This window comes from Pricia sp., assembly GCF_041745955.1.
In the GTDB taxonomy this organism is placed as follows: domain Bacteria; phylum Bacteroidota; class Bacteroidia; order Flavobacteriales; family Flavobacteriaceae; genus Pricia.
In genome coordinates this window covers 19,928-38,962 of sequence record NZ_JBGTHY010000325.1, presented here as the reverse complement: position 1 = coordinate 38,962, position 19,035 = coordinate 19,928, and the positions used below count along the sequence as shown (strand labels likewise).

Sequence of the window (19,035 nt, the reverse complement as noted above, 5' to 3'; positions counted from 1 at the left end):
AGATTAAGAGTTTGTACTACCATCTAAACTTTAAAAATTCAAGGTTTAATCGCTACTTCGTAGCTGTTCAAAGTTCAAAGTAATATTTGAAACACCTTGGACCATGAACCTACCGACGGCAGGCTTAAACCTTAAATGAAATTTTGCAAGAAGGCAAATTAAACCACCGCCTACTACTTCTTCCAACTACATTCTAGCCGCAAAGCGCCTCGAAATGCTAGAGCGCAATTTACGCTCATAATCCTCCTCCAACCACTCCTTGTAATTCTTGGTGTTGTTCATGATACAATAGGAATACTGGCGTACGCGATATGCAATATCTTCCTTTAGTTCTTTGGCGAGTATGCGGGCGTCAAAGACGTCTTCGGAATTTTCGACACAGATTTCGGCATGTTGTTCAATACTGCGTTCAAGTACGAGTTTAGACTTCAGGCCCTGTGCAAAGACTTTCTTGTATTCCGCCTTGATATCGTATTCGATGTTCGACGATTTTTCGAATTTTTTCTGAAGTTCCGATGGCATCTCGTATACGAATTCCCGTTCGATGTCTTCGTCGTTCTTGATATTATCCAAATAAAAATCCGGGAAATGGAAAATTTCCTGCCAATCTATCGGGGCGTTCCATATACCGAACCGGGCCACATTGTTCCCTAAATCCACAACATTGAACTTATCCTTATCGGGTAAAATACGTGAACCACGGCCGATCATCTGAAAATACAGCGTCAAGGAACGGGTCGCGCGATTGAGCATGATGGTCTCCACCGTAGGTTCGTCAAAACCGGTGGTGAGGATGCTGACCGAAGTCAGAATGGCATCGGGGGTTTCCGAAAACCACTTTAAAATTTCCTTGCGTTCGGTAGCGTTGTTTTTGTTGTCGAGATGGCGAATGTTGTAGCCGGCTTTCTTAAAGGTTTCGTAGACATATCTCGAAGTGTTGATGCCATTATTGAATATCAGGGTTTTGGTACCTTCCGCAATCTCCCTATATGCGGCCAGCAACTTCCCCAGCATGCTATGATTTCCGTAAAGTTCTTCGGAAGACTTGACCGTATAATCGCCACTGATACCCAACTTCAGACTCTGTAATCCAACATCGTATTTGTAAACATTGGCTTTGGCCAAGAAATTCTTTTTGATCAGGGCTTCGATAGATTCCCCAACGACTAACTTTTGGTAGTTGTCCTTCATCGGCAACTTGATGTTCGAGCTCAAGGGAGTCGCCGTAACACCGAGAATGGTGGAGTCCTTAAAAAACTTGAACAGCTTGCGGAAAGAGTTGTAATGTGCCTCGTCGATGATGACCAATCCGATACCATTGATTTCTACTTTTTCTTCCTGTAGACGGTTGTTCAGGGTCTCGACCATGGCGACGAAACAGGTATAATTGTCCTGGTCCGAAAACTCTTTAACCTCGCTGTTGATGATCTTGTTCTTGACCCCGAAGCCCGTGAGCATTTTCGACGTTTGTAGGCTCAGTTCGATACGGTGGGTAAGAACCACGACTTTTTTACCAGTCTTTGCGATGTAGCGTCGGGCAATTTCCGAGAAGACCACTGTTTTACCACCACCGGTCGGCAACTGATAGAGGAGATTGCCGTTCGAGGTCTCTTTTAAGTGCTCGAAAATGGTATTCAGATCCTCCTCTTGATAATCGTAAAGGGTCTTTTCGACGGTGTGGTTCTGTACTTTCAAGTAGGTTGTCAAATTTAGTGCGCCCGCATAATATTAAACGCTTTGGCACAAGTTCAATTTTGCAAAACTAAAGCAAATTTGTGTTCGGACGAAATTTATCGGTTAGAATATGGCTTTGTTTAAAATCACTTACCCTAATATCCTTTATCCCGCGAAACCTCATTTAAAAACGGTTTGCCCGCTTTCATGCGTTGAAAATTTTCCAAAATTTGTGGAACAACGAATTTCGGTTCAGAAACACTCGCGTAATGCGGTGTCATGTGGATTTTTTCATGTTGCCAAAACGGATGCGAGGTCGGTAAGGGTTCTTGATGGTACACATCGAGTCCGGCACCGGAAAGATGGCCGTTATCCAGCATTTCGATCAGGTCGTTATCTACCAGATGTCCTCCACGAGCTACATTGATAACAAAGGCGTTCTTAGGAAGTTTCTTAAAAAGGGAAGTATTTAAAATACCGGTTGTTTTATCCGTTAGCGGCAAAAGGCAGACCAGTATTTCGGAGGATGACAAAAATTCGGACACTTCTTCATCCCCGGCAAAGGTTTTCATAGTACTAAGGGATTTTTGGGAATTCGCCCAACCCTGAACCTTAAATCCGAACCGCACCAAATCTTTGGCCAAAACGCCGCCCAGTTCTCCCAGACCCATTATTCCGACCGTAAAATCCGATATGCGATAGTAATCTCTTGGCTTCCAGATAGCTCGGGTCTGCTGTAGTCTGTAGGTATCCAGATTTTTAAGGTGGCTTAAAATGACCGCCAGCACGTGTTCGGACATATCCTCGGCCAATTTCGTATCGACAATGCGCGTTATGGGAATACCCTTGGGAACATCGGGATCTTCGAAGATAAAGTCCACCCCTGCCCCGTTCGAAGCGATCAATTTTAAATTGGGATATTCTGCCAAACAACCCTCGGGATGTTTCCAGACCAAGGCCATCTCTATTTTATCCTTTGGATGGTCTTCCAAATAGCTGTACACCTGCAATTCGGGAGATTCTGCCATTAAAGCTGCTTTCCAAAAGTCTATTTTACCATCTTGTCTTATAATTACTAATGCCATTTTTTAAGTTGGGATTGAACGCTATGTTTTGTAGGATAAAATTAGTTGAATCTCAATCAATACTATCCAAAACCCTCGAAAAACCTTCTCCAAACAACCAATCTTTTTCTTGTGTTTCATGATAGATATTTGTGATTCTTTCCTTGAAATCCACCAAGAGTCCGTTGAGGGAAACGTACTGTACTGCCTGTTCAAACGAGTTCATCATACTTTTAAAAAAGGCGTCCGGCACATTTCTATCCCTGGCGAAGGCCTGGGCGATTTCAAGATTGAATACCATCACATCGGCGATAATATGGGGTTCGACACCCAACTTGATAAAATGTTTGATATACTTTTGGGCCACCGAACGCCTCGCTTTGGGCTTTCTACGTTTAATGGGAAAGTATTCGTTTGATATTTTGGACTTGGCCTCTTGTGACAGCTTATCCTCTTTGGGATTAAAGATAAAATCATAATACTCCTTGACCACGGGAAACCGACTGTAAAGATCGAGTAACTGCTCTTCCATAGCATCCTTCTTTAATTCCGATAGATACTTTTTAAGTTTGCGCTTGCTCATTTACGGGTTTGTGGATTGCAATTTATCGAATTTATGGGTGTTTTGTCCAAAAGTCCTTAAACTTCTCATAAATTTTGTATAAGAATACCTACATCTTTTTGGAAAAGACAGAATTAAGCTGTATACTACTCTCTTGTAGAACTCCAAAATCCAAAATGTACATATGAGGCAACTAAAGATTATCAAGCAGGTAACGAATCGGGAATCAAAATCGTTGGACAAGTACTTGCAGGATATCAGTAAAATCGACCTGATCAATGCCTCCGAGGAGGTAGAACTGGCACAGCGAATTCGTGCAGGTGATCAGCTCGCCCTTGAAAAATTGACAACCGCAAACCTACGGTTTGTTGTTTCAGTGGCCAAACAATACCAAAACCAAGGTCTGAAACTACCAGATCTGATCAACGAGGGCAATTTGGGATTGGTCAAGGCGGCCAAACGTTTCGACGAGACCCGCGGATTTAAGTTCATCTCCTACGCAGTTTGGTGGATTCGACAATCCATCCTTCAAGCACTGGCGGAACAATCGCGCGTGGTAAGGCTTCCGTTGAACAAGATCGGTTCGATAAATAAAATTAAAAAGACATTTTCCTACTTGGAGCAGGCCCACGAACGTCCGCCATCCGCAGAGGAAATCGCCAAGGAATTGGAAATGACCGTAAGCGAGGTGAAACAGTCCATCAAGAACTCAGGACGCCACGTATCGATGGATGCACCTTTACGCGAAGGGGAAGATTCCAACCTGTATGACGTTTTGCGTTCGGGAGAATCGCCAAGGCCGGATAAATTGCTGATGCAGCAGTCCCTGAACACAGAAATCAACCGTGCTTTAGAGACCTTATCCCCAAGGGAAGCGGACGTAGTAAAATTATATTATGGAATCGGCGACCAGCAGTCCATGACCCTAGCCGAAATCGGACAGACTTTTGATCTGACACGTGAAAGGGTACGACAGATCCGGGAAAAGGCCATCAGAAAACTACGCCATAATTCCAGAAGTAAACTGTTGAAGACCTATCTTGGATAAAACGCCGAACGTTCTAGACGGCACGCTAATCGCTTTTGATAACAAAAAGGGAGGCCATGTAAATGGCCTCCCTTTTTGCATCAATAAAAAAGGAGGCCTTTCAAGGCCTCCTTTCTAAACAATTAATTCACTAAAAACAACTAAACACTAAAACACTAAGAATAATTTAATGTGCCGATTTCTTCGTAAGAAAGAATATCGTTCAGTTTTGCGATAAAATTAAGGTAATCCGCATTACTATGATTTTGATTTGCCATAACAGTAGGTTTTAAAAATTGGGGATTTGGGTTTGGGACGGTAGCCTGTTTCCAGTTCTACATATAATCCAACTCCACCAATTCATTGAGACTTAAGATTTCGTTGAGGTCTTGTAAGAAGGCTAGGTACTCTTCTCCGTAAGTGTCGTAAAGCATAAGATTCGTAGGTTAAGTTATTGGATCAATTTTAGATTTTGGAAGCGATTTGGGCCGCTGTATTTGTTTGATGAAGTAAACTTATTCAATACTCCCAATGATTACAATTAATTGTGGTGTAACCTTAAAATCTTGTTGTAAACGCTGTTAATCTGGTCCCGATGGTTGCAAAATATCAGTTTTCACTCCACAGCTACCCAGAAGACCGGCTTTACAGCAATAAGCGTTCTGCAATAACGTTATCATCCAATAACCACAGTAAAGCCCAAGCATGAAACTAGAAACACCTCTTTTGATCAAGGCATCCCGATCTATTTTGCTATTCCTTATTATTTCCGCGTCATCGTTATCGGATGCTCTCGCAAATATCGAGTCCCGTTCTATTCACGATAAGCCGCCAAAGCCGCAGGAATTGGTTCTGAACAGCAAAGGTTTTACGGCGCAAGAGCGAAGTAGCTTTTCGATGGGCGGGCAAACGGAGCAAAACGGACGTGGCCTCACCCTTATCCACTTTCATACGTCCCAAGAATTTGAATTTCGAACCTTCGATACCCATGGCAGTGAAGTGGCCGCAGCAGAGTTTTTAAATGTATTGCAACAATTGCAAACTAAGAAGGCTGTTTTTGCCCTGCTGGTTCACGACTCCGCAGCCAAGAGCTTGGTGGGGCAGTCTGAAAAACTCACTGGACTGGGGTTCTCGCAATTGGCCCTTTTAAAAAGCAGGCAGGCCTACATCATGCATAACTTTGATGGAAAAATATATGAAAAGGTCGATGACATAGGTATAACCGAGACCTTTGATGTTCCGATAAACATCACGGATGAACAAGTCTACTTTCCAAAAGTCAGTTATGAATTTGAACCCAATAACGATCGGTATATCGCACACGCGGGTGGTGAGGTAAACGGTATAAGATCAACGAATACCAAAGATGCCCTTGATCAAAATTATGCCAAGGGGTTCCGTATTTTTGAATTGGATATCGTTGAAACGGCTGACGGTAAACTGGTAGCGGCACACGATTGGGGAATGTGGTCGCGATTTACGGATTACGGGGGAACGCTACCACCTACGCATGCCGAATTCATGAAGGAAAAGATCTATGGCGACTATACGACTTTAGATATGGAAGGGATAAACGCCTGGTTCACCGCCCATGCCGATGCTACTTTGGTAACGGATAAGGTGAACGACCCGATAGCCTTTTCGAATGCATTTGTTGATAAAAGCAGGTTGATCATGGAGCTTTTTAGTGTTATGGCGGTGGAGCAAGCCTCGCAACACGGTATCAATACCATGATGTCGCATAAACCGTTTTTTGGTATGAAAGGGGACAAACTCAACTTTTTGGCCGTCAACAATGTGAAGTACGTCGCCCTATCGCGACGGGCAATCGAAAAAAATAAGGAATTGATGTTGCAATTAAAGGAACAAGGAGTGAAGGTCTACGTGTACCACGTGAATTTTGATGAAGGCAAAGACGAAAAATATGTTCAGGAAAATGAAATCGGTATTGTTTATGGTATGTATGCCGACAAATGGGTGTTTGATCCGGACACCAACGAAAAGCCATCAAAGTAATTTAAGTGCCTAGAACTTCACCTTATAGGTCAGCCCTGCCGATATAGCCCAAATAAAGCTGCCGGATTCAAAAGCCAATTCTTGCCGTCTCACGCTTACATTGGTCGCATAAATATTCGGGCTCTTCTTCGCCGTAAATTGATAGGCCAAGCTCAATCGCTGTGATTCCACATATAGAAGTGTCTCTGCCAACAATTCATTCCCGGAGGTCAGTTGCCTTAATTCCGGCGAGAAACCCAATCCAACATTTACCCCAAAATAGTTCTCGGCATCCCTCAAATACTTACGAACCAAAATATTGCCCGATACATTGGTCAGGCCATCCGGTTTTGGTGTAATATAGGATCGTAGCGAGATATAATAATTGCCCCTGTAATGGCCCAACGAATTGGTAATTGAGCTTACATTTCTGGTATCCGTAATGATATGACGGCCGCCGGCCGAAACTTCAATGGCCCCGGGCAGCCCCAGATAGACATCCCCCGCAAATTTATGGTTGGGATAGATCGAGGCATTGGAATAGCCATAGTTCAGAAAGGCATACATACGTTTTGCCAGCTTGGGATATAGGGATACATCATACTGTAGGCCTTGTTTGGCGGAACGATTGGCGTAGTTGATGCTCGGTATTACGCTTCCGTACTTTGTCTGGTGTTTGAACGAAATACCTGAAAATATCATGGGTTCATATCGGTCGTCGAATACGGTAAACGAATTACTAACCGAAAATCGATTTTTAAATTCCTCTTTTTCTGTTGTATTTTCCTTGGCCTTGCTTTTCTTTTCTGGACTGTTTTTAGAAGGGCTGGTCAATTTTAGACCGCTGTTTTGATTGAACCATCCTGTTTCCGCATATTTTTGGTTTCCAACATGTTCCAATGCAAACTGTCTTAACCGTTCTACTTCGGCATCTTCCTTAAAATAAGATAAGGCTTTGTTCGCAAGCCCTAGTGCCGTGGCGTTATTCTTTGCGTATAATTCGTTTTTAATGGCAGAAATCCAAACCGCCCTGTTTTTTCGTTCTTTGGATGTAATTTTATTGAATTCGTCCCTTGCGTCATCGTACTTTCGGTTCCAACTCAGAGTGCTGGCCAGTAAGGAGCGGGCTTCAATATTATCTGGGGTTTTCTCAAGTACTTGAACCAAGAGCTCCTCTGCCGAATAAGGGTCGCCTTCATTCGCCAGCCTATAGGCAGCGGCATACGAGACTTCTTCGGTATCGGTAAACGCGGTATCCTGCGCACTGCCCCATAAAAGAAACAGTGTGAATAAAAGCACCGAATAAATACGTTTTTGTATCATTTATATTTTAAAGCGGCCCTGTAGGCCTTCTATTTTTATCAGCGGGATGCTACCCCGTGTTTTTTGGCAAGCCTTCTTGCCCTCGCTATTTTATCCTCAATTTCACCGACATTAGAGCTGTTTCGCTGAACAAGCTCCACCAGTTCCAAGGATTCCTTATACCTTCCGGACCAATAATAAACATCGAACAGGGCGGAATAGGAATCAATGTATTCGGGGTTTTCTTGAATACATTTTTTTAGGATATCAATCGATATATCAAGTTTGCCTCTCCACGCATTGATTCTTCCGGTCAATATTTTAGCATCGATATTTCCGGGAACTTCGGATAGTATGTAGCGACATAGCAGCAGCGACCGGTCATATTCACTTTTGAAGGCCAATTCCCGGGCCGTGATATAGGCCTTGTCGGAGTTTTGACCGTTATAAACGCTATTGATCCATACGGTTTCGCTATCGGTAAACTTTTCCTTTTGAATGGTGAAGATGGCCAGACTATCGGGTATGATCTTATTTTTGGTAGTCACATAGTTGTTCATCGCCGAAAAACCTTGCAACTTGCTCTCAAGTTTGGACTCCCCTGAAAACGATGAGGACAAATTCATGTGTTCATCTATCTCCAACACCTTCCCATTGCTATAAAATTTTTCTTCGCTGATAAAATCCTTAAGTTGATTTTTGTTGCGCATTAGGGGGATATCCTTGATGCCCCTGAACGATTCGTTGACATCCAAGGTACTTCCCATCCAAGCGACCCTTTTTGGCATTTTCATCTCGTATTTTCCGTTCAACAGGGCCAGAACCGTCGGCGTCACGTCAAAATGGGATGAAATAGCGCTCATTTTACGTGTAGTTTTCAACAGCGGGCTATACATGATTAAGGGCACATGGAACCTGCTCAGCTCATTGCGCATCGGTATGGGTATCAATCTGTGGTCGCCGGTAATGATAAATAGGGTATTATCGTAGTTGGGCTGTTTTTTATAGGCATCCATTACCCACTTCAGGGCCTGATCGGTGTATAATAGGGAAGCAAAAATATTATCGTTTTTTTCAATGACATTCCGTTTGCTGGAATCGAAACTTCTTTGCGAAAGAATTTTTGCTACCTCTTTTTCATAGTGCTCCTGATTGGGCGGCGTAAAGGGCTCGTGGGTACTGATGGTCATATATACTTCCAATCGAGGCTGGTCCTTTTCCCTGTTCATACCCATCGTTTTCTTAAAGAGCTCCTTGTCGGGATATCCCCAGGTAAAACTGCCACTGTTTTCCTCGGCCAAGGCATAGTTTTTTCCAAAACCGGATTTATCCAAAATAAAATCTATATTCTCGCTGCGAAGAAATTTTTCAACGTTATCGAAAGAACTGTTGGTGCCCTGATAAAAGGAGGTGTGGTAGCCATTGTTCTTTAGAATACTGTACAAGGTCAGTTTATTGGGATATTCCTCCAATTCCATAAAGCCGCTTTTACCGAAGGGCAGGGAGCCTAATAACGAGGGCAAGACCCCTAAAGTTCTTCCTGTGTTGCTCAAACAGTTCTCCCAATACAGCGACTTGGTGGTCAAGGAATCCAAGAACGGCGTGAACCCTTCATACTCGGCACCTTCACCGACAAAATCCCTTCCTAGCCCTTCCACCATGATAAATACAATGTTGGGTTTTTCCTTTTTCAGTTCAAAGAATTCCCCGATAACATCCTCATTTTCGGGCCTTTTTATCAAAGGGTATTCCACATCGGCCATATAGGTGTGGTCTTGCGTGGAACTTTTGTAAAGGTTGACCGCCAAATATTGCGTCTTGTTCTGATTAATAGGTTTCCCCTCGGAAAAAAGGGTCATTACAAAAAGACTGAAGAGTATTATCGTGAACGGGTACATTCGGCTAATGCCATTGTAGAACTTAGAGGTAATTCGGTACAGCCCGAAAAACAAGGCCATGAGGATTATGACCCCGGCCAATAAATAAAGGGATGTGGCCAAACTGGCGGAGTTGGATATAGTCATTTTGATATCGGAAAAACTATATCCCAAAAGGTCAGATCCCAAGGGCACCAACGTGGTGCAATAGTAACCGATGAGCATGGCCTCGATGATAAGCAGAAGTATCAACAGCACAAAAATCAGGTTAAAGCCGTATTTCGGACGTAAATTCTCCCAAAAATTAAAAGGAAACACCAGTATGATTCCCATTATAGAGGTAAATCCGATTTGATGTACTAGGGCTATGAGAAAACTGACCGTAAAAATACCGTCGAGAACGCCTTTGAAATAAAGGATGGTATATTGACCGATAGATAGCAAAAGAAGACACGCAAAGAAAGAAATCATCAATCTAGTGTACTGCTTGAGCGAATATCTGTCTTGTTGGCTTGTGTTCATAGCTCTTAACTTGCTTGTGCAAACCCCTTTCTCACCTGGGAGCCCCAACCGGCCTTCACCCGGAACAGTTTTTTACAGTTGCCCCTTACCGCGGACCAGACTACGATCGGGTGGAAAAATAGCGGCTCTACCAGTGCGCAAAACATGAGTATCAGAATATCCTTGGTTTTTTTGTACTCGTTATAACTGTAAACTTCCCAAAGAATGGCATAGAAGGAGAACATAACCGAGAACAGATAGATGGTGACCGTAATGGCGATAAAGAAATCCCAATTCAAAATGCCTACATAGGCAAAGAACAGGACCGTAAAAAAACCGAAAAACTCCATCAAGGGCGCCAACCACTCGTAAAAAAACCAATAGGGGTAACTCAGCAATCCCAAGCGGCCATATTTGGAATTGAACAACATATCCTTATGTTTAAAAAGCGTTTCCAGATTGCCCCTCGCCCATCGGTCCCGCTGGTTAACGAATAGTTTCAGGTCTTCGGGCACCTCGGTCCAACATAGAGAATCGGGAATATACTCAACGGTATACGGAGTCTTGTTGTCGTGCATATATCGTCTCATCTTGAATACGATTTCCATGTCCTCCCCCACCGTGTCGGTATCATAAGCGCCTACGGCCAAGGCTATTTCGCGATCGAAGAATCCGAATGCGCCCGAAATGATGAGCAGGCTGTCGATGCGGCCCCAGGCCATTCTTCCTAAAATAAATGAGCGGGTATATTCGAGCAACTGAAACCGTGCGAGCCAGCTTCTGGGGAGACGTATCTCTTCTAACTGTCCCCCTTCGATGATACAGGAATTCGCCACCCGAATTACCCCGCCCACGGCAATCACCCGCTTTTCAGAGCGTTGATAAAAGGCCTTCACCACATGCAGCAGGGCATCCGGTAGTAATAGACAATCGACATCGATACAGCCCACGTAACGGTTGGTCGAAAGAGCCATACCCGTGTTGAGGGCATCGGATTTACCTCCATTTTCTTTGTCGATCACCGTCAACTTTGAAAAAGCCCGGTGCGGCGACTTATAGATGCCCCGTATGGGTTTGTGACGCCAGTTCGGATCTTTTTCCCATTCTATCTTGAAAAGATCGTAGGCATCGATCATCTTTTGCAACGTATCGTCTATACTACCATCGTTGACGACCATGATCTCGTAGTTCACATAGCGCAACGACATGAGCGAACGTATATTCTCTACAATTGTCAACCCCTCGTTAAAGGCAGGTGCGATTATGGTGATACTTGGTGCCAAGGGCGATGCCATAACTTTAGACAGGTCGCCGAAACTGTTCTTTTTCCGATAGTGGATGGAATTTTTAGTGGAAAGATAGCCCATGATACTGAACAGCGTGAACAGGGTTATCGTAAACCCCATAAAAACGAGGTTTATATATTCTAAAATGATATGGTAGGCTTCGCTATCCATTTACGTAATCAAAAGAACAATTTTGTGAATTTGCGCAGCGAATTGAAAAACGGGCCTCCGTTGTCGTTGGAGGACACTTCTATAGCAATTACCTGAATGTCCAATATTTTCTGGTCATAGTTCTTGTCCAAAACCTCGCAAAGCTCAAAATCGATTTCAAAAATCTCGGGAGCGATGGCGGGAGACACCTCCAATTCAGAAAGAAGATGGTCGAAGCTTTCTTCTTCCGAATTCATATCATGTAACACTTTTTCCACGACAATATCAGACACCCCTTGTTCCGCGACAATATCGTATACCCCTTTCCTGTAGATGGCTTCGGGATTCTCATGGGAAAGCTTGGCAATCAAAAGTTTGAGTACGGTCTGTGCCTTGTTGCGTATGCTTTGATCGGGATTATCGAGCAAACCGTCCAAAAACTCGATTTCCTTTTCGTCGCCTACGGGTACGATCTCGTCCAAAAGAATGAGTTTACATTCCGTATCTATGCTTTTAAAAAGGTCGGCAAAAACACTGAACACGGGTAGATTAGCTGTTTCGTTATCCGTATTTGAACTTGCGTTTCGCTTCGTTACCTGTTCCCGGGCAAATTTCTCTATCATTCCGGTAATACGCTCTTTGATAAAACTTTTGCTCTCCTCTGCCCTAAGCTCTTCCAATAAGGGAATTTCCCGAAGGTCGCCGAGTTCTTCAAGGTCGTCGAGAAGCCCCATCATATAAGCCTCGTGCTCATCGTAATAAACAGGCTCGGGTATGAGTTTATTTGAAATTTCGGCCTCCGACGGATAGGGAACGATTTCGTGCTTCATTTCTATTTCCCGCAATTCGTTGTCCGCCATCAACCAAGACATTACATCTTCTACCTTGGGACTTTTTACGTCAATAATCGGGGCATCCTCCAAATCGAACACTACTTTTTCGTTTTCCTCACAATCTTCAGCATTGCTTTTTTCTTCGAAGGACACCTCGAAATCGGAAAGGGAGTACCCCTCGATATTCTCTAGGGATTCCGATGCTGCCGCATTTAGTACATCGGTCGATTCAGTATCCGTCAACATCCCATCATCGATAACAACGGGCAAAAAGTCCAATTCATTGATCTCGGTGATAAGGGCCTGCAATTCTCCGTCAAAGGGATCGGAACAAATTTCATTATAACGGAATTCGATATCTAGGGAGTCTTTATGGGGCGTTTCGTTGCCGTCATCGGTCAACTTTATTTGGGATATGGCCCCGGTTTCATCGGCTACCACAATAGGCAGAAAGTGGATTTCCGAAATATCAAAATGGCATACTTCAGGGGTACAAGTGTCCTTGAAGGATGCTGCGTCCACCTCTTCAACTTCTACCTCTATATCTTTTAGGGGCTTGTCGGATTTTTTTGGATTGGCCATCGGTGTAGGTGTTACTAGTGGGTCGTTATTGGATGTTTGATCATTTGTTGTTTTCGGTTCGGAGTCCTCAATTACCTGAAGCTCCTCTGGTATGACGCGTTCCGGTCCTTCCCGCGCTTGATATACCGTGATGTGTTCGATATTCTCGGTCGGCAAAATACTTTCGGGCGCGATGGTGTTTATGGCGCCCACGGCCTTGCTCTTTACCGAGAAGTTACCTTCCCGTTGCGATACGGTTTCCAAAAATTCGATGTCCGAGGTATCGCCTAATTCCGCAATCGCCCCCAAAATAGCCAGTTTGGTATCGACCGTGCATTTCGGAAAGACGCCTTTTAGGGTCGGTAAAGCCTGTACGATATGAAATTCCTTTATACATTCGATAGCCTGTTGCCTGACCTGCCGGTCTCTGTGCTTTACCAGCTCGATAAGTGAGGCATTGGCATCGTTTTGGTTGTAATATTTGATAAGGCGCAGGGCGAACAGTACCACATGGATATTGGTCGAAGTCAACCATGCCTTGAAGCGCGGCGGTTCGAAATCCTCCTTATTCCGCAATACATCCAACAATTTTAACTGCTGCCACTCTGATATTTTGTAGTTCGTGGTATCCAAAAAGTAGCAGATTCCTCCTGCTTTTAGGCTAATGGTGGCAATCTCCGCCTGTTTTCGAATGGTACTCCTTTTGTCGTTGATGAAGGTAACGATAAAGGGGTAGGCCTCCTCCACTTGCATTAGTGTCAGCTCGAGAATGCCCTTTGCTATGACTTCCCACCGCCAGGTTTCCATTTTTTTAAAGGCATCGCTTTCGAGTCCGAGATCTTGATACAATTTGAATAGCCGTTTTTGGGTATCACCGGACACATCCCTTCGCAGATCTAGTAATATTTGGGTCAAGATTTTCCTATTGAAATCTTCCCTGAGCAAATCGCGTATCGCGATCTTTAATCCAATATAATTTGATTTTTCGGTCTTGTCCGCATCATTCTCATAAAACAAGAATTCGCTAACCATAGGTGCTAGTTCGGTTTTCCGCTGCTTGATCCGCGCTGAATTGGAAGATATTTTGTTCCGAAAGAAAAAGACCGAGATGAAATACAAGAGTGCCAATACAACGAAAAAGGTCGAAAGCCACCATAACAGGTCAGTATCGATCTGCGGGGCGGTGATCAGCGTATGAATACCATATGTAAGGTTCGGTAGCTGCAAATCAGGTTTTGTTCAGTTCACGGGCCACACGGACGAGAAGTTCAGAGGGACTCACCGGTTTGGAAATAAAATCGTTAGCACCCAGTTCGAAGGCGTTCAGTACATTTTCTTCGTTGCCGGCCGATGATATGATGATGATGGGTACCTGTGATTTAAGCTCTTTGCGCACATAGGCGATGAGCTCCATACCCGAAAAATAGGGCATCATGATATCGCTTACGATGATGTCGGGCGTGTTTTGCGATAGATATTCCTTCACCTGTTTTCCGTCTGCACTATGTTGTACCTCGTACCCGCCCTTTTGTAGTCGGAACGTCAAGAGCGATGCCAGTAACTGGTCATCTTCGGCCAATAAGAGTTTTTTCTTTTCCATGCCCTGACTTATCCTTGCTTTAGGTTGGCCAGCGCTGCGTCGATGGATGCTTTTACCGGTGGATATTCCTCGGTAAAGCAATCGCAGAGAAACTGAAGGTGCTTCGAGTCTTGGTCCCCGTCGCATTCCTTTTGCACCAATACGACGATGGCGTGAAGGCTATCCGTGCGCATCATGGCCAACCCGGCTTTGATTTTATGGGCGGCCAGGCCCAGTTCCTTGAAGTCTGAATTGGGCAAATGTATTCTAGCGGCCCCGATAAATTCCAGTGCATTTTCGTGGTAGAGCGAGACCAGTTCCTGCAAAAGGTCCATTTCGCCCATGCATTCTTCCAAGATGGGATTCAGATCGATGGTGATGGATAAATTATCGGGATAAGTACCGGAAAGTAGCCGTTGGTCAAGTAGGTTTTTTGTTCTCAATTTTTGGGTATTTGGATTAATAAGATTTGGAGAGTAAAAATCCCCATAAATAGGCCCTTAAGCAATTAAATGTTACCTAGGCTGGTATATCTGTTGTCAAATGGCTTTATTTGTAGGTTTAATCCTTATAAATACACTCATAAATGAAGTATTTTATCTGTTTATTCGGTTTTTCGGCGCTGTTATCCTGTTCCGAAAAGGAAAAGAAAGCCGAGGAAAGTCTCGAGACAAAAGCCATGCGAATACATGAACAAACCATTACGGTAGATACCCATAACGACATCAATGTCAATAATTTTACGGACAGTATCAATTACACCCAAAGGCTTGAAACGCAGGTCAACCTTCCCAAAATGCGGGAAGGGGGACTCGATGTAAGCTGGCTTATCGTCTACACCGGGCAAGACACCCTAAGTACTGAAGGCTACGCCAAAGCGGAGGAAAATGCCCTGGCCAAGTTCAAGGCCATACATCGGCTCTGCGAAGAGATCGCTCCGGATAAAATCGAATTGGCACTAACTTCCGATGACGTTCGCCGTATTGATTCCACCGGTAAAAAAGTGGCCATGATCGGTGTTGAAAATGCATATCCGATGGGTGAGGACATGTTAAACTTCAAAAAATACCATGATTTAGGTGCGCGCTACATCTCCCTAGCGCACAATGGCCATAGCCAGTTCAGCGATTCCAACACCGGGGAAAAGGATAGCGTGTGGTTGCATAATGGTTTAAGTGAACTCGGAAAAGCTGCTGTAAAAGAGATGAACAGGTTGGGAATTATGATCGATGTATCACACCCATCCAAAGAGGCGATGCTGCAGATGGTCGAACTTTCAAAAGCCCCGATAATTGCATCTCACTCCTCTGCGCGGGCCCTTTGCGACCACAGTCGAAACTTGGACGATGAACAGCTAAAACGCATGAAGGAAAATGGCGGGGTCGTACAGACCGTCGCATTTTCATCGTATCTGAACACGGAAAAAGATTCCCTACGTAGAGACTATATGGATGGTATCTACAAAAAGGTAGCCGACTCCATGGATGTGGTCTGGCACAAACGTTCGGATTTCGGCAACTTGACCGAACAACAGAAAGAAGATTTTTTGGAGAATTATCCGGCTGTGGTAGACATTGCGGAAAAAAGTGTGGTCGACAAAGACGATGCCCCACCGGCCGTAAACGTCTCTGATCTCGTGGATCACATCGACTATATGGTCGATTTGATAGGCATCGATCATGTTGGTATCAGTTCCGATTTCGATGGTGGCGGTGGTATCGAAGGCTGGTCCAACGCCTCCGAAACGTTCAATGTAACCCTAGAACTGGTCAACCGCGATTATACCGAGAAAGAGATTGCCAAGCTTTGGGGCGGGAACTTGCTTCGGGTTTTGGATGACGTCCAGACTTTTGCCAGCAAGCAGCGGTAGGCCTCATCCTTCGTCCACCAAACGATCTCTAACAAATTCGATTTTAGTCTTGCCATGGGGTTTGGGCTTTCCATCTTCGCCCAAGTTGACCATGATGATATTGTCAACGGTGACGATGGTCTCTCGCGTCATCTTGTTACGGACTTCGCAGTTTAAGGTCAAGGACGATTTTCCAAATTTCACTACCTCTATACCGATTTCGACGATATCGCCTTTGACCGCAGTACTCATAAAATTGATTTCGGACATGTATTTGGTGACGATACGCTTATTTTCTAATTGGATGATGCTATACAGCGCGGCCTCTTCGTCGATCCAGGCCAATACACGGCCCCCGAAAAGGGTTTCATTGGCATTTAAATCTCCGGGCCTGACCCATTTTCTAGTGTGGAATCTCATAGCGGTATTTATTTTCCGAAATTATTAAAGAAAACACTCCTAAAACAGCTTTGGTCCATCATCTCCCAGAGTTTTCGGAATATGAAGATCCGTGCCCAGCTTTTTATTCAATTTCGCAATAAAGTAGGCGGATAAAAGGGGAGATTCCAACTCCATATTCTGGTGTACGAAGAAATTGATGTTCGTTAAGCCTTGTTCCTTCCAAACTGCCAGACGTTCTACCCAGTCGTCCAATCGAGCGTAATCGCTTTCGTGGTTGGCGCCTACGTAGCGGATAAAAGCTTCGTTATTGGTCATGCGCATATGCACGATATCCCTACGCCCGGCCGTATCGACCAAAATATTGGCGATGTTATTTTCTTCCAACACGTGATAAAGTTCTTGGGCGACCTTGTCATCGTTGAACCAATCCGTATGCCGAAATTCCATCGCCAAAGGGAATTCCTCCGGCCAATGTTCCACAAAGCGCACTACCCTATCCCAATTTTTTGGCCCGAAATTATCGTGCATCTGCAAAAAGAGCGTGCCCAATTTATCCTTAAGGTTGGCAGCGCCAATAAGATATTCATCCAAAATGGGATACACTTGATCATCCAATCGTCGCAAATGACTGATATTCCGTACGAGTTTCGGGAAGAACTTGAAATTATCGGGCGTAGTATCGCCCCATTTCGCAAATTGTTCCGGTGGGAACATCCTATAAAATGTCGCATTGAGTTCGATGCTGTTGAACTGGCTGGAATAAAATTCGAGCTCGTTTTTTGTGCCTCGCGGGTAGAAGTTCTTCAGGTCCTGTCGGTTCCACTTGGCACATCCGACATGAACCTTGAAGGGTTGATCCCCACTTTGTTTAGAGAGAATGACTGCCGTATCCGGATGATCTTTTGGGAGGCTAAAGTCTATGAGTTCTGGTTGTTCTACTTTTCCGAATTTCATGGGACGGTGTTTGCTTTTGAATTTGGATTCTATTTTAGTATATACACGGTTTTCTTGTTCATAAACTCCTTAATGCCATGCCCTGAAAGCTCCCGACCATACCCGGAAACCTTAACGCCGCCGAAGGGGAGTCTGGGGTCGCTTTTTACCAATTCGTTGACGAAAACGGCACCTTCCTCGAATTGGGGCGCGAGTTTTTTAGCTCTTTCCATATCCTTGGTGAAAATGGATACACCCAAGCCAAAATCAGAGTTGTTGGATAGTTTTACCGCCTCTTCATCGGTCTTAAAAATTGTAATTCCTATAGCCGGACCAAAAGTCTCTTCCTTGAACAAGGGCATTTTAGGGGTAACTCCCGATAGTACGGTCGGCTCGAAGTAGGTGCCGTTCCGCTGCCCGCCGATTTCCAGTTTTGCGCCCATTTGGATGGAATCGTTGACCTGTTTTTCGATATCCTCGGCCAAATCTTCCCGAGCCAATACTCCGATATACGTATCGGCATCCATAGTGTCGCCACTTCTGAGCTCCCGTACCTTTAGAATGAACTTTTGCATAAAGTCATCCGCGATATCGGCCTGTACCAGAAGTCTTTTACCGGCGATACAGCTTTGGCCGGTATTCTGAAATCGAGCCTTGACACAGGTGTCCACCGTCTTGTCGATATCCGCATCCGCAAAAACGATGAGCGCATTGCTCCCACCGAGTTCCAAAACCGATTTTTTGATGTTTTCTCCTGCAATGGAGGCCACCGAGGCTCCGGCCGGTTTGCTCCCTGTCAAGGTAACTGCCCTAATATGCCCATTTTCAAGAACGGACGGTATTTTATCGCTCCCGATGACGAGGTTCTGAAAACAGCCTTTTGGAAATCCTGCTTTTTCGAAAACTTCCTGAATCATCTCGGCAGATTTCATGACGTTGGATGCGTGTTTCAAAACACCTACATTGCCCGCCATTAGATTGGGCGCCGCAAAACGAAAAACCTGCCATAAGGGATAGTTCCAAGGCATTACGGCCAATACCACCCCCAAGGGTTCATAGCTGACGTAGCTAGTGTCTGCATCCGTATCGATACTTTCATCCTGAAGCTGTTCTTCAGCGTTCTGGGCATAGTACTCGCAGACCCAAGCGCATTTTTCGACCTCGGCAACGGATTGGGAAATGGGCTTGCCCATTTCCTGGGTCATGATCTTGGCATATTTGTCCGTATTCTTCTTTAGGTTCTCTGCGGCTTTTAGCATTAGTTTGGAACGCTCGTCGAAACCTGTATTTTTCCAAATTTGAAAAACTTTATGCGCTACTTCAATTTTTTTATGTAATTCCTTATCCGTTAGTTCTTTAAACTCATATAACTTTTTCCCATTATAGGGATTTATAGATTCCTTCATTTCATTTTTCGATTTGAACTAAAGCTAACAATAT

At 44.4% G+C, this 19,035-nt stretch carries 15 protein-coding genes; 3 read left to right on the top strand and 12 right to left on the bottom strand.

Features of this window, described 5'->3' with window-relative positions:
* Window positions 1-186: 186 nt before the first annotated feature.
* The 3 genes from ACEW8S_RS11950 to ACEW8S_RS11940 form a co-directional block, all read right to left on the bottom strand.
* A complete protein-coding gene (locus tag ACEW8S_RS11950) occupies window positions 187-1,695 on the bottom strand; it encodes a DEAD/DEAH box helicase (protein WP_373518378.1) in 1,509 nt (502 codons plus the stop codon).
* A gap of 134 nt (window positions 1,696-1,829) precedes the next feature.
* Window positions 1,830-2,759, bottom strand: a complete 930-nt coding sequence (locus ACEW8S_RS11945) for a 2-hydroxyacid dehydrogenase (protein ID WP_373518377.1) — start codon at window positions 2,757-2,759, stop codon at window positions 1,830-1,832.
* 52 nt (window positions 2,760-2,811) lie between these two features.
* Complete coding sequence (locus ACEW8S_RS11940) at window positions 2,812-3,321, bottom strand: DUF6155 family protein (RefSeq protein WP_373518376.1); 510 nt, start codon at window positions 3,319-3,321, stop codon at window positions 2,812-2,814.
* Window positions 3,322-3,484: 163 nt separating this feature from the next.
* On the opposite strand from ACEW8S_RS11940, the gene ACEW8S_RS11935 reads away from it, so the two are divergent.
* Both ACEW8S_RS11935 and ACEW8S_RS11930 read left to right on the top strand, forming a co-directional pair.
* Window positions 3,485-4,348: an RNA polymerase sigma factor RpoD/SigA gene (locus ACEW8S_RS11935; protein ID WP_091867845.1), complete on the top strand. Its 864-nt coding sequence runs from the start codon at window positions 3,485-3,487 to the stop codon at window positions 4,346-4,348.
* 684 nt (window positions 4,349-5,032) lie between these two features.
* On the top strand, window positions 5,033-6,343 hold the full coding sequence (locus ACEW8S_RS11930) for a hypothetical protein (RefSeq protein WP_373518375.1): 1,311 nt from the start codon (window positions 5,033-5,035) through the stop codon (window positions 6,341-6,343).
* A gap of 9 nt (window positions 6,344-6,352) precedes the next feature.
* Here the strand turns inward: ACEW8S_RS11930 and ACEW8S_RS11925 are convergent, their stop codons facing one another.
* The 6 genes from ACEW8S_RS11925 to ACEW8S_RS11900 all read right to left on the bottom strand — a co-directional run bounded on the left by ACEW8S_RS11925 (window position 6,353) and on the right by ACEW8S_RS11900 (window position 14,854).
* Entirely contained in the window at window positions 6,353-7,621 is a 1,269-nt protein-coding gene (locus ACEW8S_RS11925) for a YaiO family outer membrane beta-barrel protein (RefSeq protein WP_373518374.1), read from the bottom strand.
* A 62-nt stretch (window positions 7,622-7,683) separates the two neighbouring features.
* Window positions 7,684-10,023 (bottom strand): sulfatase-like hydrolase/transferase, encoded by a 2,340-nt coding sequence (locus tag ACEW8S_RS11920; RefSeq protein ID WP_373518373.1) that lies wholly within the window; start codon window positions 10,021-10,023, stop codon window positions 7,684-7,686.
* Window positions 10,024-10,028: 5 nt separating this feature from the next.
* Window positions 10,029-11,408 carry a glycosyltransferase gene (locus tag ACEW8S_RS11915; RefSeq protein WP_373518372.1) on the bottom strand — a complete coding sequence of 460 codons (1,380 nt, stop codon included), beginning with the start codon at window positions 11,406-11,408 and terminating at the stop codon, window positions 10,029-10,031.
* A 59-nt stretch (window positions 11,409-11,467) separates the two neighbouring features.
* The gene (locus tag ACEW8S_RS11910) at window positions 11,468-14,059 is read right to left on the bottom strand and encodes a HEAT repeat domain-containing protein (protein ID WP_373518371.1); all 2,592 of its coding nucleotides are present in this window, start codon (window positions 14,057-14,059) and stop codon (window positions 11,468-11,470) included.
* Window position 14,060: 1 nt separating this feature from the next.
* The gene (locus ACEW8S_RS11905; protein ID WP_373518370.1) at window positions 14,061-14,432 is read right to left on the bottom strand and encodes a response regulator transcription factor; all 372 of its coding nucleotides are present in this window, start codon (window positions 14,430-14,432) and stop codon (window positions 14,061-14,063) included.
* 8 nt (window positions 14,433-14,440) lie between these two features.
* Window positions 14,441-14,854: an Hpt domain-containing protein gene (locus ACEW8S_RS11900; RefSeq protein WP_373518369.1), complete on the bottom strand. Its 414-nt coding sequence runs from the start codon at window positions 14,852-14,854 to the stop codon at window positions 14,441-14,443.
* Window positions 14,855-14,997: 143 nt separating this feature from the next.
* Between ACEW8S_RS11900 and ACEW8S_RS11895 the strand changes: the two genes are divergently transcribed.
* On the top strand, window positions 14,998-16,281 hold the full coding sequence (locus tag ACEW8S_RS11895) for a dipeptidase (RefSeq protein WP_373518368.1): 1,284 nt from the start codon (window positions 14,998-15,000) through the stop codon (window positions 16,279-16,281).
* A gap of 3 nt (window positions 16,282-16,284) precedes the next feature.
* On the opposite strand, the gene ACEW8S_RS11890 is transcribed toward ACEW8S_RS11895, so the two are convergent.
* From ACEW8S_RS11890 to ACEW8S_RS11880, 3 genes are read right to left on the bottom strand one after another with little or no spacing between them, the layout of a single operon-like run.
* Complete coding sequence (locus ACEW8S_RS11890) at window positions 16,285-16,680, bottom strand: acyl-CoA thioesterase (RefSeq protein WP_373518367.1); 396 nt, start codon at window positions 16,678-16,680, stop codon at window positions 16,285-16,287.
* Window positions 16,681-16,719: 39 nt separating this feature from the next.
* A complete protein-coding gene (locus tag ACEW8S_RS11885; RefSeq protein WP_373518366.1) occupies window positions 16,720-17,616 on the bottom strand; it encodes a DUF72 domain-containing protein in 897 nt (298 codons plus the stop codon).
* 29 nt (window positions 17,617-17,645) lie between these two features.
* Window positions 17,646-19,001, bottom strand: coding sequence for an NAD-dependent succinate-semialdehyde dehydrogenase (locus ACEW8S_RS11880; protein WP_373518365.1), 1,356 nt, complete (start codon window positions 18,999-19,001; stop codon window positions 17,646-17,648).
* Between the last annotated feature and the right edge of the window lie 34 nt (window positions 19,002-19,035).